At 66.3% G+C, this 15,465-nt stretch carries 10 protein-coding genes; 5 read left to right on the forward strand and 5 right to left on the reverse strand.

Going from position 1 to position 15,465, the window contains the following annotated elements; all coding sequences use genetic code 11:
* Positions 1-408: 408 nt before the first annotated feature.
* The gene (locus Pcatena_RS01775) at positions 409-1,617 is read right to left on the reverse strand and encodes an amidohydrolase (protein WP_126421088.1); all 1,209 of its coding nucleotides are present in this window, start codon (positions 1,615-1,617) and stop codon (positions 409-411) included.
* Positions 1,618-1,942: 325 nt separating this feature from the next.
* On the opposite strand from Pcatena_RS01775, the gene aspS reads away from it, so the two are divergent.
* On the forward strand, positions 1,943-3,712 hold the full coding sequence (gene aspS, locus Pcatena_RS01780) for an aspartate--tRNA ligase (protein WP_172596434.1): 1,770 nt from the start codon (positions 1,943-1,945) through the stop codon (positions 3,710-3,712).
* Between the two features lie 478 nt (positions 3,713-4,190).
* Here aspS and Pcatena_RS01785 read toward each other — a convergent pair whose 3' ends face one another.
* From Pcatena_RS01785 to gpmA, 4 genes are all read right to left on the reverse strand, one after another.
* A complete protein-coding gene (locus tag Pcatena_RS01785; protein WP_232619870.1) occupies positions 4,191-5,726 on the reverse strand; it encodes a lipopolysaccharide biosynthesis protein in 1,536 nt (511 codons plus the stop codon).
* Between the two features lie 194 nt (positions 5,727-5,920).
* Positions 5,921-9,364 carry an FtsX-like permease family protein gene (locus tag Pcatena_RS01790; RefSeq protein ID WP_126421091.1) on the reverse strand — a complete coding sequence of 1,148 codons (3,444 nt, stop codon included), beginning with the start codon at positions 9,362-9,364 and terminating at the stop codon, positions 5,921-5,923.
* Between the two features lie 72 nt (positions 9,365-9,436).
* A complete protein-coding gene (locus Pcatena_RS01795) occupies positions 9,437-10,138 on the reverse strand; it encodes an ABC transporter ATP-binding protein (protein WP_126421093.1) in 702 nt (233 codons plus the stop codon).
* Between the two features lie 52 nt (positions 10,139-10,190).
* Entirely contained in the window at positions 10,191-10,952 is a 762-nt protein-coding gene (gene gpmA, locus Pcatena_RS01800) for a 2,3-diphosphoglycerate-dependent phosphoglycerate mutase (RefSeq protein ID WP_126421095.1), read from the reverse strand.
* A gap of 156 nt (positions 10,953-11,108) precedes the next feature.
* Between gpmA and Pcatena_RS01805 the strand changes: the two genes are divergently transcribed.
* From Pcatena_RS01805 to Pcatena_RS01820, 4 genes are all read left to right on the forward strand, one after another.
* Positions 11,109-11,324, forward strand: a complete 216-nt coding sequence (locus tag Pcatena_RS01805; RefSeq protein ID WP_126421097.1) for a FeoB-associated Cys-rich membrane protein — start codon at positions 11,109-11,111, stop codon at positions 11,322-11,324.
* A gap of 295 nt (positions 11,325-11,619) precedes the next feature.
* The gene (locus Pcatena_RS01810) at positions 11,620-12,966 is read left to right on the forward strand and encodes a glutamine synthetase family protein (RefSeq protein ID WP_126421099.1); all 1,347 of its coding nucleotides are present in this window, start codon (positions 11,620-11,622) and stop codon (positions 12,964-12,966) included.
* Positions 12,967-13,215: 249 nt separating this feature from the next.
* On the forward strand, positions 13,216-14,052 hold the full coding sequence (locus tag Pcatena_RS01815) for a transporter substrate-binding domain-containing protein (RefSeq protein WP_232619871.1): 837 nt from the start codon (positions 13,216-13,218) through the stop codon (positions 14,050-14,052).
* A gap of 75 nt (positions 14,053-14,127) precedes the next feature.
* Entirely contained in the window at positions 14,128-15,459 is a 1,332-nt protein-coding gene (locus tag Pcatena_RS01820; protein ID WP_232619872.1) for an ABC transporter permease subunit, read from the forward strand.
* Positions 15,460-15,465 lie beyond the last annotated feature (6 nt).

Raw genomic sequence — 15,465 nt, forward strand, 5'->3', positions numbered from 1 at the left:
GCCGGTCCCTCGTTCGTTCATCCATTTTGCGCGCTTCTCCGCATCGATTCGTCCAAACTACGCGTCCCCCCACGTTGGTTCGTCCGTATTACGCGTTTGGAGGCCCCTGGATGCGTAGTTTGGACGAACGGATGAAGGCGGCACGTCAAACGGACGAACGAATGGCAGAAACGCGTTAAACGGACGAGTCGATGGGTCGGATCGGCGTTGGTCCTCGTTGATTGGACGCGTAGAAACGGGTGCTCGATGGGGTGGGGCGGAAAGGCGGGAGGCGCATCTCGCTGCGTTTCATCTATTCATCAAAATTGCGTGCGTAGAGGGCTCCGAACGCGTAATTTGGATGAACGGATGGGTTGCGTGGGCGAGAAGGGCCCGCAAGCGCCGGCGGGCTCGCGGGCCCCGCTTGCCCTACTCGTTCAAGAAATCAACCGCGTACTGGGCGGCGAGCATGGAGCCGCGCACGAGCACGGACTCGTCCGGGTCGTAGTGGCTGGAGTGCTGCGGCCACACCTTGCCGCTCGGGTCCGCCGTGCCGCTGCCGAGGAACACGAACACGCCGGGGCGGCGACGCAGGTACTCAGAGAAGTCCTCGCCAGGCATGGAGCCTTGGTAGCGCACGAGGGCATCGGCGCCGAGCACCTCCCGTGCGGCTCGCGCGGCGCGCTCGCTCGCCTCGGGCGTGTTGACGACCGTGCTGTGTGCCACCTCGTAGGTGAGCCTTGCCGTGCAGCCAAACGCCGCGGCCACCTCGCCGGCCATGCGCTCCATGAGCTTGGGGATGCGCTCGTGGGCCTCCTCGTGGAACGTGCGCACGGTGCCCTCCATCCAGGCGCGGCCGGCCATGACGTTTCTCGCGGTGCCGCCGTGGAACTGGCCCACCGTGACGACGGCGGGCTCGAAGGGGCTCATGTTGCGGCTCACGATGGCCTGCAGGCTCTCCACGATGGCAGCTCCCGCGAGCACGGCGTCCGCGCCCTGGTTGGGCATGGCGCCGTGGGCGCTGCGACCCGTGACGTCGATGCGCCACCAGTCCGTGGCGGCCATGCGCGGGCCCGCCTCCACGGACACCTTGCCGGCCGGCACGTCGCTCCAGATGTGCGTGCCATACACGCCGTCCACGCCCTCGAGCACGCCCGCCTCGATCATCGTCTTGGAGCCGTTGCCGCCCTCCTCGGCCGGCTGGAACACGAGGCGCACCTCGCCGCGCAGCTCGTCGGTGAGGTGCGCGAGCAGGCGCGCGGCGCCAAGCAGCATGGCGATGTGGCAGTCGTGGCCGCAGGCGTGCATGCGGCCCTCGTTGAGCGAGCAGAATGGCTCGCCGGTCTCCTCGGAGACGGGAAGCGCGTCGATGTCGGCGCGCAGCATGAGGCGGCGGCGTGGAGTGCCGTCCTCAAGGTAGGCGTCCGGCGCGCCCCCGCGCAGCGTGGCGACGACGCCGGTGGCGGTGGGACGTTCGTAGGGAATGCCCAGGGCGTCCAGGTCCGCGCAGATCTGGGCGGTGGTGTCGTGCTCCTTGTAGGCGACCTCGGGGTGGGCGTGGTACCAGCGCCTGCGGTCGATGACGTAGTCGCTCGTCTCGCGTGCCGCTGCACGAATCGTGTCCGCCGTCTGTGCCATGTCGCTGCTCCCTCGCTTGCGTCGTCCAATCCCTCGCAGGGTAGCACGCCCGCGGTGGCGGTGGTGCCGGCGCCAACTGCCACCGTGGCAGACGCTTGTGGGGCACATGGCGAAACCGTCTGGTAATCCTCGTCCGTGCCGGCTGCGCTATCATGTGACGTTGCGCGAGCGCCCACGCTGTCTACGGGGCCGTTCGCCGTCTGAGGGCTTGCCATCCGCCCCGACACGGGATGGCACAGACGAGAGGAAACGCATGCAAGACACCAGCACCACCCCCGCCGTCGAGGCACAGGCCGCCAGCGCCTTCGCCGCCGAGACCGAGGCCATGCACGAGCACTCGATGCACACGCGCACGGCCGGCGAGCTGCGCCGCGAGAACATCGGCGAGGAGGTCACGCTCACCGGTTGGGTGTGGCGTCGCCGCGACCACGGCGGCCTCATCTTCGTTGACCTTCGCGACCGCTCCGGCATGACGCAGTGCACGTTCGACCCCGAGCACTCCGGCGGAACCGCCTTCCACGCCGCCGAGGTCATCCGCACCGAGTGGCCCATCCGCGTCCACGGCGTCGTGCGCGGCCGCGACGAGGAGACCATCAACGCCAAGCTCCCCACCGGCGAGGTCGAGGTCTGCGTCGACACCATCGAGGTGCTCAACCGCTCCAAGACGCCGCCGTTCCAGATCGAGGACGGCATCGACACGTCCGAGGACACGCGCCTGCGCTATCGCTACCTCGACATCCGCAGGCCCGAGATGATGGCCAACCTCAAGCTTCGCTCCGACTTCACGTTCGCCATCCGCGAGGCACTGCACAAGCGCGCCTTCATGGAGGTCGAGACGCCGTTCCTGTTCAAGTCCACGCCCGAGGGCGCGCGCGACTTCCTCGTGCCGTGTCGCATCCAGCCCGGCCACTTCTACGCGCTGCCGCAGAGCCCGCAGCTGCTCAAGCAGCTACTCATGGTGGGCGGCGTCGAGCGCTACTACCAGGTTGCCAAGTGCTTCCGCGACGAGGACCTGCGTGCCGACCGCCAGCCCGAGTTCACGCAGGTGGACATCGAGATGAGCTTCGTTGACCAGGACGACGTCATGGACGCCCTCGAGGACGTCCTGCGCGACGCCTTCGCCAAGATGGGTGTGGAGCTGCCGACGCCCCTGCGCCGCATGCAGTACTGGGACGCCATGGACACCTATGGCATCGACAAGCCCGACACGCGCTACGGCATGACGCTCAAGGACGTCACGGACATCTTCGTGAACTCCAAGTTCAAGGTGTTCTCGAGTGCCGCGAACACCGAGGGCTCCGTCGTCAAGTGCATCAACGCCAAGGGTGCGGGCACCTGGCCGCGCGCCCAGATCGACAAGCTCGAGGACGTTGCCAAGACGTTTGGCGCCAAGGGCCTCGCCTGGATCGCCTTCCGCGAGGACGGTTCCATCAACAGCCCGATCGTCAAGTTCTTCTCCGACGAGGAGATGGCTGCCCTGCGCGAGCGCGCCGAGGTTGAGCCCGGTGACCTCGTGATGTTCGCCGCTGGCCCGCGCCTTGCCTCCGATGAGATTCTCGGCGGCATGCGCTGCCACATGGCCGACGCCCTCAACGTGCCGCGCGAGGGTCACGACTTCCTGTGGGTCGTCAACTTCCCGCTGTTCCACTGGGACGAGGAGCGCAAGGCCTACGCGGCCGAGCACCAGCCGTTCACGCTGCCCACGGAGAGCGACGTCGAGAAGATCAAGGCCGACCCGCTGGCTGCCGGCAGCTACACGTACGACTTCGTCATGGATGGTTACGAGGCCGGCGGCGGTGGCATGCGCATCCACGATGCCGCCATGCAGGAGGCCATGCTCGAGCTGCTCGGCTTTACGCCGGAGCGCGCCCGCGAGCAGTTTGGCTTCGTCATGGAGGCCCTCGAGTTTGGCGCGCCTCCTATGGGTGGCTTTGCCCTGGGCCTCGACCGCGTGTGCATGCTGCTCACCGGCTCGGATTCCATCCGTGAGGTCATGGCGTTCCCGAAGACCTCGAGCGGCTCGGACCTCATGAGCGATGCTCCTGGCGAGGTTTCTGCCAAGCAGCTCAAGGAGGTCAGCATCCGTCCGCTGTAAGTGACGGGACAGATTCGCCTGCAGGGAAGGGCCCGGCGTTTGCCGGGCCCTTCTTTTTTCGTGCGAATTCCTTGGCCTAGCGCTGCGAAGATCCGATACGCGACTCCCTCGAAATCGATTCGCCTCGGGTCCCGGTCGTTCGCTGGCTGGGGTTTTCCGCACGAGCCTAGAGTGTTTTTTGCAGTTTCACCCTCGAGAACGTGTCCGAAGCGCTTCCGAGGGCTTTGCCAACGCACTTTCTGTCACAAAACCAATCATGTGTGCGCCGACGTCTCCCAGAAACGCTTAAAAGTGCCATATAGAGGCGTCGTGGTGGCGTTCTGGCACTTTCGAACGCCGTTGAAACGCATCGAGTGGTGGTTGAAGGAGGATATTTATGGCCGTCATCGCACACAAGATTGAATTTGTGACAATTTGAGCAAGTCGAATGCCCGGTCCTCCGTATGAGGACCGGGCATTCGACTCGTAAGGCGCGCGCCTACTCGGCGGACTCGCGGGCCGAGCTCTTGCGGTAGCTCTTCAGCGTCTCCGAGAGCTCGGCGTGGATGGAGAGGTACTCGGTTACGAGCAGCACGAGCAGGATGCACATCACGATGAGGTATCCCAGCACGGCGCCCGTGAGTCCCGTGAAGCCGATGAGCAGCGGCGGGATGAACAGCGAGAAGCCAAGCGTGAGCAGGTAGACGCGCGTGACGGCCTTCTGGCGGCGGAGCACCGTGATGATCTGGTACAGGAAGTCGATGGCCGCGCAGACGCCGCCCGTGGCCACCATGACGTAGCACAGCCCGCGGAACTGCTCGAAGTCCACGCCATACAGGAAGCTCATGACGGGGATGCCCACGGTGCCCATGACCACGGCAACGCCGCCGGTGAGCGCCACGATGATGGCAAGCACGGCCAGCACGATGAGGTCGAAGCGACCACGACGCTTGGGGTCTGCCCAGATCTCCGCGAGGCGCATGAGCTGCGGCTTGTAGATGAACCCGATGACCATGATGATGATGTGCGCCGGCGAGAACAGCGCGTTGAAGTACAGCTGGTTGTCGTAGGACAGCGCGCCCTCCATGGCAAACTTGGGCATGTTGTCGATGAGGTTGTACAGGAACAGCGCCACGAACAACGGGAAGCACTGCACGAACAGATCCCTGACGCCCGCGATGGAGAGCTTGGCGCTCTTTGGCGTCTCGAAGTAGGTGAGCGGCAGCGTGAGCAGCACAAACGACGCCACGGACGCCACGGCCATGGCGACGCCGGCCGCTCCGATGCTCCTCGTGATGAGGATGAGCGCGCAGTAGGCGATGATGACGGCGGCGGAGCGTATCGCCTGCGAGATGCCGGCGAGGTAGAGCTTGTCCATCTGCTGCAGGCGGCCCTCGTAGACGTCAGCTAGGCCGTCGACGGCTCGGTAGGCGAACATTCCCATGCACAGCGTGAACATCTGCGGGTCATATCCGCGCAGCTGGCAGTACAGGATGCCCACAAGCATCATGACGATGCACGTGAGCACGCGGTTTGCCTGGTAGTCCGCGAACGAGTGCCTCTCGGAGAGGTCGGAGACCTGGAAGGTGCGCACGCCGTAGTTGGCGATGAACAGAAGCAGCGTTCCCGTCACGAAGGCCATGGAGAAGCGGCCGGCCTGCTCGACGCCCACGAGCTGCGTCGTCACCACGGAGAGCACGGGGAACACGACGCCCCAGGCGCCGAGACCCACGGAGTTCCAGATGTAGTCACGCGTGGTGTTGTGTGCGGCGTACTGCTCCGTCTGGCTCGAGAGCGATCCCGAGTACACGGCGCCGATGAGGCGGTTCCACCAGTTGCCCACGAGCATGCCGAGGCGGCTTGGCCTCTTGGGATGCCGAGGTCTTCTCGGCGCCGCCTGTCGCTGTCGGCGAGCCTGGCGCTCGCCCGCTGGCCGCTCGGCCTCCAGCATCTCGCGGCGCGCCTCGCCGCGCTCATGCCTGCGCCCGGCGCCCTGGGCCCTCGTTCCCGCGCTTCTCTTGAACGGGTTATCCATCCGCGTCTCCTCGTCTTCGCTAACCTCCCATTCTACCCAAGCCAGCGAGACGCCCACAGCGGGCGAGCGCACTCAAGCCCGCCGCAAGTGAACGCGAGGGGGGGTGGCAGGGGACCAAGAGAGAACATTCTGCAGCCGCGCCGTGCGCGGCGAGGACGTACTTGACGGGTTCCCTGCCACCCCCTCCGTAAGCCCTACTCCGCGGACTTGAGCGCGCTCACCATGTCGATGCGGTCTATCGAGCGCCTCGCCATCGCGCAGACGACGAGCGCAAACACGAACGACAGGCCGCACGAGACGAGGATGCTCGTGGGCGCGATCTCCACGGCAAAGTACATGGACGGCATGTTGAGCACGTAGGTGAGCGCGTGCGACAGGGCAATGCCCAGCGGGATGCCGGCGACAGTGCCGATGAGTGCCAGGATGAGCATCTCCTTGTTGATGTAGGTGCGCGTCTCGCGCTTGCGGAAGCCGAGCACCTTGATCGTGGCCAGCTCGCGCTCGCGCTCGGAGACGTTCGTCGTGGACAGCGTGAGCAGCACGACGAACGAGAGGCCCGCGGCAAGTACCGTGAGCAGCACCGTCACGCAGCTGATGAGCAGAAACACGTTCGAGAAGTCGCGCACGGCCGTCTGCGTGCTCACAACGGAGAGCCACGTCGTGTCGGCGGAGAGCTCGTCGGCAAAGGCGATCTTCTCGTCTGTCGTACCGTTGAGGTGCGCGAGAAGGGCGTTTGCCTCGAGCTCTTTGCCAAAGGTTGCCTCGTAGGCCGACTGGGTCATGTAGACGGCGTCGCCGAGGTAGTTCATGACGATGCCGTCGACCTTGGCCGAGCCACGGCTAAGCGACGTGTCCTGCAGCGACACTTCGTTGCCGGCCACAAGCCCCGTGAGGTTGGCGAGGCTCTTCGTGACGAGCACGCCGCCGTCTGACGTGGCGTCCGCCAGCTCGAGCGTGCTGCCGTCATCGCCGCGCAGGTTGATGTAGCCGTCAAGCGAGAAGCCGTCCGGCACGACGACGAGCTGGACGGTCTCGGTCGCGCCGCCAAAGCCGGCGCTGACGTTCTCCGTGCGGACGGACGTGTAGTCGCGGACGCGCGCGTCGTCCGTGAGACGGCCGGCGGCCTGCTCGAGGTCGTCGGGTTGCGTGGCGGCGAGCACGTCGTAGGTGTAGATGCCCGCGCGATCCTCGGCGCCGTACTGGTTTGCGGAGAGGGCCTGGACGGTGTCGTTGATGGCGAAGCCGGCGATCATGAGCGCGCAGCAACCCGCCACGCCAAAGACCGTCATGGCGAGCCTGCCCTTGTAGCGGAAGAGGTTGCGGGCCGTGACCTTGTTGAGAAACGACAGCCTCCGCCATACGGGACGAACGCGCTCGAGCAGGATGCGCTTGCCCGCCTTGGGGGCACGCGGACGCATGAGCTGGGCGGGCTGCTCGGCGAGCTCGTGGCGCACGGTGAGCGCCGTGGCCATGCCGATGCCGGCGACGAACATTCCGCAGGCAAGTGCGCACAGGCCGGCCGAGAAGTGCAGGGAGAAGGCCGGGAAGGTGTACATGAGCCGGAAGAACACGAACAGGAACTCCGGTAGGGCGATAAAACCCAGCACCGAGCCCGCGAAGCCGCCCACGACGGCGGCGCCCGCCGTGTAGAGCACGTACTTGCTCATGATGCGCGCGCGAGAGTAGCCGAGTGCCTTGTACAGGCCGATGAGCCCGCGCTCCTCCTCGACCATGCGCGCCGCCGTGGTGAGCGAGACGAGGATGGCCACCGTGAGGAAGATGGCGGGGAACGCCACGCCGATCTTCTCGATGCAGCTGGCGTCCGTGTCGATGGAGGCGAAACTCGAGATGGCCGAGCGGTCCTGGACGTACCACGTGGCGCTGCCGACGCTCGCGAGCTTGGCGCGGGCCTCGGCGATCCTGGCGAGGGCGTCGGCCTTGGAACTCTCGAACTCGGTGCGGTTGCTGTCGAGCGCGGCCTGGCCCTCGTCTGCCTGGGCCTGGGCGTCTGCGAGCTGGGCGGCGGCCTCGTCGAGCATCTGCTGGGCGGCGTCGCGCTGGGCGTCCAGCGCGGCCTGGCCCTCGTCGAGCTGAGCGGACATGGCGGCAAGCTGGTCGTCGAACGCGGACGTGGCAGACGAGACGGCACTTGCCTCGGCGGCGTCGAGCTGTGCCTGGGAGGCCTCAATGAGGGCGGGGAGCTGGTCGGCGGAGATGTTTTGGGTGGCGAGCTGGGTGTCGAGGGCGTCGATCTGGCCCTTGACGTGTGCGAGCTTGCCCTGCATGGCGAGGAGCTGGGTCGTGAGCTCGCTCGTGTCCTGGCCCGCGGCCTTAAGCTGGTCAATCTGCTCGCCGAGCGTGGCGATCGACGCCTCGAGCTGGGCCGCTCCCTGCGTGAGGGCGTCATGGGCGTCTCGGGCCTGGACGAGGGCGTCACGCGCGGCGACGCCGGCCTGGTACTGGTCGCTTGCCGCGAGGGCGTCGCGCGCGGCCTGGGTTGCCTGGGCGAGCGCCACCTCGCGCGTGGCGGGGTCGGCGAGCCGGGCGCGGCCCGCGTCGATCTGGCCCTGCGCCTGGGCGAGGGCGTCAAGGGCGCTGGCCTTCTGGCTCTCGAGCTGCTCGCGGCCCGCCTCGATCTGGGCCAAGGCGTCGTCGATGGTGGCCTGCGCCTGGGCGAGCTGGTCCTCGACCTTGCTGAACTGCTCGTTGGCACTTTCCTCGGCGTCGTCGATCTTCGCGTTGCCGTCTGCTGCGATCTGTTGCTCGCGGGCGTCCTCACGCTCGGCCTTGATGGCCTCGGCCTCGCCCTTGACGTCCTCGACCAGCCGCTTGTACTCGTCCGAGAAGCAACTCACGCCGCTGGCGCCGGCAACGCGCAGGTAGACCACGGAGTAGGCGCTGGCCGTCGCCGCGTCGCTCGCCACGAAGAAGGAGTACTTGGCGCCCGTGGAGCGAAACGAGGCCGAGCCGTTCTTGGCAGCGACGCTCGTGGGGTCGATGACCTCGCCCACGATCTTGTAGGTGTGTCGGGCGAACAGCTCGGTGCTGTCTCCCGTGTCCGTCTCGAGGTCGCCGAGCTCGATGTCGTCGCTGTCATTGACGTTCTCGAGGAGGTCGGCGGCGCGTTCGCGCTGGTGCTCGGACGCGTCGTCTGCCGCCCACGTGCCCGCATCGGCGTCGACGCCGAACGTCACGGAGTCGCCTATGCGCCTGCCGCTTGCCTCGAGGTACTCGCTCGTCGCGGCTAGCTCGTCCGCACTGGCGGGAAGGCGCCCCTCGAGCAGGTAGGGCTCGTTCATGCCGTCCTTGGAGATGGCGCTCACGCTCACGGACTGGCGCGCGCCGGCAACCTCGGTGTAGGCCGTCTCTGTCCAGCCGCCCTGCGCCGCCTCGACGCCATCGAGGCCCGCGAGTGCGCTCACGTCGTCATCCGTGAGGCCAAGGGTTGACTGCACGCTCACGTCATAGAGGCGCTGGGCGTCAAAGAACTCGTCTGCCGAGAGGCGCAGGTCCCTGCAGGCGATCGTGATGCCGATGAGCATCGTCGTGCCGAGCACGCAGATGGCGGCCAGCGACACGAAGCGCCGGGCACTGCGACGGATGGTTCTCAGGGTGTCTTTTGCGAGGGCTGAGCGCATGGGTGTTCCTTCTTGCCTGCGGCGACGGCTGACCCCGCCGCCGGATGCGTCGGGGCCGGGGCCAGCCGTTCGCTACCACTCGATCTGGCTGATGGGGGTGGGGGAGGGGTTCGTGCTCATCTCGGTGACGCGACCGCTCTTGAAGTGGATGAGGCGGTCTGCCATGGGCGCGAGGGCCGCGTTGTGGGTGATGAGCACCACGGTGATGCCCTCGTGGCGGCACGTGTCCTGGAGCAGCTGCAGGATCTGCTTGCCCGTGACGTAGTCGAGCGCGCCCGTGGGCTCGTCGCACAGCAGCAGCTTCGGGTTCTTTGCCACCGCTCGCGCAATCGAGACGCGCTGCTGCTCGCCTCCGGAGAGCTGGGCGGGGAAGTTGGACAGGCGAGCGCCCAGGCCCACCTTCTCGAGCGTCTCGCGCGCGTCGAGCGAGTCCGGGCAGATCTGCGCCGCGAGCTCGACGTTCTCGAGTGCCGTGAGGTTGGGCACGAGGTTGTAGAACTGGAACACGAAGCCCACGTCGGCGCGGCGGTACTCCACGAGCTCCGACTCGCTTTCCGCCGTGACGTCGCGGCCGTCCACCGTGACGCGGCCCGACGTGGCCGTGTCCATGCCGCCGAGAATGTTGAGGGCCGTCGTCTTGCCCGCGCCCGACGCCCCGAGCACCACGGCGAGCTCGCCGCGCTCCACCGAGAAACTCGCGCCGTCCAGCGCGCGGACCTCCGCGTCCCCCGAGCCGTAGGACTTCACGACGTTGTCAAACTCTATGTAGGCCATGGGCTCGCTCCCGCCAACGTGTTTACCTGCGACAAGTATACCCGTGCCGTCTCTAGCCGCGGGCCTTGCCCTGGTCTGCCACGGCGTCGATCTTGGCCGCGATCGCATCGGCGTCGCCGATGTAGTGCTTGTCGAGCACGTTGAGGTCACGGTCGAACGTATAGACGAGCGGCACGCCCGTGGGAATGTTGACCTTGAGGATCTGCTCTGGCGTGAGCCCCTCGAGCTTCATGACGAGCGAGCGCAGCGAGTTGCCGTGCGCGGCGATGAGCACGCGCTTGCCAGCGAGCATCTGCGGGCGGATGACCTCCTCGAAGTAGGGCCAGGCGCGGGCGATGCAGTCCTTCAGGCACTCGGTATAGGGCAGCTCGTCTGCCGGTACATCGCGGTACATGTCCTGGGCGTGCGGGTCGCGCTCGTCACCGGGCTCGAGCGCGGGCGGGCGCACGTCGAACGAGCGCCGCCACACGAGCACCTGCTCCTCTCCGTGCTCGGCTGCCGCGTCGGCCTTGTTGAGCCCCTGCAGCGCGCCGTAGTGCCGCTCGTTGAGCTTCCACGTCTTCACGACGGGCAGCCACTCGCGGTCCATCTCGGCCAGCACGATGTCCAGCGTGTGGATGGCGCGCTTGAGCCTCGAGGTGTAGCAGACGTCGAAGTCAAAGCCGGCCTCGGCGAGTGCCCGGCCGCCCGCTGCCGCCTCGGCGCGCCCCTCCTGCGTGAGGTCGACGTCGGTCCAGCCGGTGAAGAGGTTCAGTTTGTTCCACTCGCTTTGTCCGTGCCTGATGATGACGAGCTGCATGGTGTCGTCGCTCATGTGAAACCTCCCTGTTGTTTGCCGCATCGCTTGTGCGCGACCGGCTCTGCTCGTATAGTCTTGCAAGTAGAGTTTACCTTGCGATACTTGCAAGTTCACTATAGTTAACTTCTATCCTGCGGCGCCGAGAATCTCGCCGCGTGGGGAGGCATCCATATGAGTCCCGTCGACATCATCGTGGTCGCGGCCGTCGCCGTCGTCTTTGCGCTGTGCGTACGCGCCATCGTCCGGTCGCAGAGGGCCGGCGAGTGCGCCGACTGCGCCACGGGCGGCTCGTGCGACGCCCACAGGACCGGCCACTGCCACGAGTCAGCCAAGCTCATGGCCGACGCCGCCGCTGCGGCCGCCCGCTATGAGGCCGAGAAGCGCTAGCGGCTCTTGCGTACCGTTCGCTTTGGGCGAGCGTCCATGCGCCCCATCCGTTGAAGGCCCGAAATTACGTGTCCGGGCGCCAAATAATGCGGAAATATCGGGCCGAGAATGACTTGCCCACGTAATATCGGGCCGAGAATGGTGACGGGGCCGACGCCGCGACGTCCACTCGTGTCGAAGTCTCGGGTAACAGCCTAGAAACACGCGTGTGAGACAGTTGACCCGTTAGGTTGGGATAGCGCTGCGCCGCCACCGGCCCGCGAGCGCCGACACGCACCGTCTGCGAGGTAACTCGATGACAAACGAGCAGAACATCGACTTCGTCCTTCGCTCCGTCGAGGAGCGCGACATCCGTTTCGTGCGCCTTTGGTTCACCGACGTGCTCGGCAACCTCAAGTCGTTCGCCATCTCCCCCGAGGACCTCGAGGAGGCGTTCGAGGAGGGCATCGGCTTCGATGGCTCGGCCGTTGACGGCTTCGCCGCGCTCGAGGAGTCCGACATGCTCGCCTTCCCGGACGCGAGCACGTTCCAGGTCCTTCCGTGGCGCCCCTCCGAGAGCGGCGTCGCGCGCATCTTCTGCAACATCCGCACCCCGCAGGGAGACCCGTTCCCCGGCGACCCGCGCGCATGTCTCTACCGGGCCTTCCGCGCCGCGGACCAGGCCGGCTACGTGCTGAACGTGAGCCCCGAGCTCGAGTTCTTCTACTTCAAGGAGGACACGACCGTCTCGCGCGGGTCTGCCGTGCCCGTGCCGCTCGACAACGCCGGCTACTTCGACCTCACGCCGGACGACTCCGCCCGCGACCTGCGCCGTGACCTCACGCTCGAGCTCGAGCAGATGTCCATTCCGGTCGAGTACTCCTACCATGCCGCCGCGCCGTCTCAAAACGGCGTGTCGCTGCGCTACTCCGAGGCCGTGACCTGCGCCGACAACATCATGACGGCGCGTCTCGTCATCAAGCAGACGGCCCGCCAGCACGGCATGTTCGCCTCGTTCATGCCCAAGCCGCTCTCCGGCGTGGCGGGCTCTGCGATGTTTCTCTCCCAGTCGTTGTTCGACCACAACGGCAACAACCTGTTCTGGGCCGAGGGCAAGGGCTCGGTACACCACCTGTCCGTCACCGCGCAGCACTACGTGGCCGGCCTTCTCAAGTACGCCCCGGAGTTCGCGCTCGTCACGAACCCCACGGTGAACTCCTACAAGCGTCTGGTGCCCAACGGCGAGGTGCCCTGCTATGCCACGTGGGGCTCCAAGAACCGCTCCGCCTTCGTGCGCGTGCCCACCTACAAGCCCGGCAAGCAGCTGAGCCGCCGCGTGGAGCTTCGCAGCCCCGACCCCACGTGCAACCCCTACCTCACCATGGCCGTGACGCTAGCCGCCGGCATGCGCGGCATCGCCGAGGAGCTGCCGCTACCCGAGGAGTCCAGCGCGCCGTTCTCCGAGCTCGCGGCCTCCGGCGTGACGCGTCTGCCGCACGATTTGGGCGAGGCCGTGGAGGCGTTCGCCGGCTCCGAGCTCATGCGCGAGACGCTCGGCGATCACATCTTCAACTACCTGCTTACCGAGAAGCGCGAGGAGTGGGCCGAGTACTCCCAGACCGTGACCGACTGGGAGCTCCGCCACTACTACGGCGGATTCTAGGAGCGAGGTGGATGCGGGCGTGCCGATTATTCAATGTCGGCATGCCCGATAATTTGGGCGGATTGAAAATATGCAAGAAAATCGATTATTCTGCCGAGCAAAATGCAATTTAATGAGTACAATAGCAACCGTCAGCAACGACCGCGCATAAAAGCAACCATTGATTCGTTTATTTGCATACGCAAGCACGTTTTTCTCGCAAATGCGAATCTCATCCGCGCCAAGGGGCGCGAGGGAAGGGGACACACAATGAAGAACATGAACAGGCGCGAGTTCCTCGGCACCGCCGGCGCCTTCGCGGGCATCATGGCCCTTGCCGGCTGCGGCTCCACGGGCGGCAACACCGCCTCCACCACCACGGCCGCCAGCTCCGCCGCCGCCTCCGGCGACATGCAGCTGCTCACGGCCGGCAAGCTCACCGTGGGCACCTCGCCTGACTTCCCGCCGTTCGAGAACCTCGAGAACGACGAGTACGTGGGCCTCGACATGGACCTCGCCAAGGCGCTCGCCGACAAGCTCGGCCTCGAGCTCGAGCTCAAGAACCTGCAGTTCGATGCCATCGTTCCGGCCGTTGCCGCCGGTGGTCAGGTTGACCTTGGCATCTCCGGCATCACCATCGAGCCCGAGCGCGAGGAGCAGGTTGACTTCTCCGACCCGTACTACATCGATGACCTCGCCGTCGTTGCCATGAAGGACAACGCCGACGTCACTGCCGACACCTACGCCGACGCCCTCAACCAGGCGGGCGTCGTCATCGCCGTCCAGTCCGGCACCACGGGCGAGTCCTACGCCCAGGAGAACTTCCCCAACGCCACGACCCAGCCCTACGGCAACGCCACCGACAGCTTCGCCGCGCTGCAGTCCGGCCAGGCCAACGCCGTCGTCACGAACAAGGCCGTGGGCGCCAAGATGGTCGCCGACGCCTACACCGATGCGCAGGTCATCAAGGAGATCGCCACGGGCGAGGAGTACGGCATCGCCGTCAACAAGGACAACGGCGGCCTGCTCTCTGCCGTCAACGACGCCCTGGCCGAGCTCACGAGCGACGGGACCGTCGACGAGCTCACCAACAAGTACTTTGGCTAGAATCGCGTAAGAACAGCGGCCCTGCCCCTCTCCCGAATGCGGGGGAGGGGCGTTTGTCGTAAAGGACGGATCTTCATGCAGGACAACAGAAAGCCCAGGTACGGCGTTCGCCGAGGCATGCTCGCGCTTGCGTGCGCGCTGCTCGCGTCGTGCGCCCTCGTATCTGCGACGCCCACGGCAGCCCTTGCCCTCGAGACGGCCAAGTGCTCGGCCAAGCCCAACGGCAGCGGCTCGAGCGACGTGCTTGGGGGCCAGGAGACGCGCATCACGTGGGAGGGCCAGGCGAGCGCCGACGAGAGCGTGGCCAGCGTCTCGCTCACGCTGCCGGAGGGCACGTCCTACTCCACCGACGACGCCCGCCTCACGCTGCTGTCCGGCGACGACCTCATGACCCGCGAGCGCCCCAAGACCTCCGTGAGCTCAGACGGCCAGACCGTGACGTTTGCGCTTGACGAGGCGGCACCGGCCGGCTCCTACGTCCGTCTCGAGCTGTACAAGATCGTGTTCCCCATCGCCGGCGGAGACGAGCAGATCAGCGGCTCCTACACGCTCGCGGACGGCTCGGCGCACGACATCTCCGACGTCCCCGCCATCACCGTGACGGGCACGAGCTTCTGGGACTCGGCGTCCAACTGGCTCAAGGAGCAGCCGTGGGTCCAGAAGTGGAACGAGAACACGTTCCTGCGCCTGTTCCTCAACCCGCCCATCCTCGTCTCGAGCATCCCCTCGGTGTTCCAGGGCTTCCTCATGGCGCTCGCCATCGTGCTCGTGGCGTTTCCGCTGGCCATCCCGTTCGGCTTCATCCTGGCGCTCATGCGCATCTCCAAGCCGCGCGTGCTACGCGCCATCTCGGGCTTCTACGTGAACATCGTGCGAGGAACGCCGGCCTTCCTGCAGATCTACATCGCGTTCTTTGGCCTGCCGCTCGCCGGAGTCCAGATTCCGAGCTACCCGCTGGGCGTCGTGGTGCTGGCCATGAACTCGGCCGCCTACCTGTGCGAGATCTTCCGCGCCGGCATCCAGTCCATCCCCAAGGGCCAGAGCGAGGCCGCCCGCTCGCTGGGCATGACGAGCGTCCAGACGATGATCTACATCATCATTCCGCAGACGTTCCGCAACGTGCTGCCCACGATGACGAGCGAGTTCATCCTACTGTACAAGGACACGTCGCTGCTTGCCGCCGTGGGCGTCATGGAGGTCGTCATGTACTCCAAGACGATCGTGGCCTCCACGGGCTCCATCACGCCCTACATTGTCGCCGCCCTGTTCTACCTTGTGGTGACTATTCCGCTCGCCCGCCTCGTGAGCGGGCTCGAGGCGCGCATGCTCGGCACGGAGGCGGCAGGCCGCCGTCGCAAGAAGTCTCTGAAGGAAGCCGGCGTCATCGACGGCGACCACATCGCGTAGGGGAGC

Source organism: Parolsenella catena, assembly GCF_003966955.1.
In the GTDB taxonomy this organism is placed as follows: domain Bacteria; phylum Actinomycetota; class Coriobacteriia; order Coriobacteriales; family Atopobiaceae; genus Parolsenella; species Parolsenella catena.

Bases quoted from the DNA above. Each gene is read 5' to 3' on its own strand.
- Pcatena_RS01790 (WP_126421091.1), bottom strand. From the start codon at position 9,364: ATGCGCTCAGCCCTCGCAAAAGACACCCTGAGAACCATCCGTCGCAGT.
- Pcatena_RS01815 (WP_232619871.1), top strand. From the start codon at position 13,216: ATGAAGAACATGAACAGGCGCGAGTTCCTCGGCACCGCCGGCGCCTTC.
- aspS (WP_172596434.1), top strand. From the start codon at position 1,943: ATGCACGAGCACTCGATGCACACGCGCACGGCCGGCGAGCTGCGCCGC.
- Pcatena_RS01795 (WP_126421093.1), bottom strand. From the start codon at position 10,138: ATGGCCTACATAGAGTTTGACAACGTCGTGAAGTCCTACGGCTCGGGG.
- Pcatena_RS01785 (WP_232619870.1), bottom strand. From the start codon at position 5,726: ATGGATAACCCGTTCAAGAGAAGCGCGGGAACGAGGGCCCAGGGCGCC.
- Pcatena_RS01820 (WP_232619872.1), top strand. From the start codon at position 14,128: ATGCAGGACAACAGAAAGCCCAGGTACGGCGTTCGCCGAGGCATGCTC.
- gpmA (WP_126421095.1), bottom strand. From the start codon at position 10,952: ATGAGCGACGACACCATGCAGCTCGTCATCATCAGGCACGGACAAAGC.
- Pcatena_RS01810 (WP_126421099.1), top strand. From the start codon at position 11,620: ATGACAAACGAGCAGAACATCGACTTCGTCCTTCGCTCCGTCGAGGAG.
- Pcatena_RS01805 (WP_126421097.1), top strand. From the start codon at position 11,109: ATGAGTCCCGTCGACATCATCGTGGTCGCGGCCGTCGCCGTCGTCTTT.
- Pcatena_RS01775 (WP_126421088.1), bottom strand. From the start codon at position 1,617: ATGGCACAGACGGCGGACACGATTCGTGCAGCGGCACGCGAGACGAGC.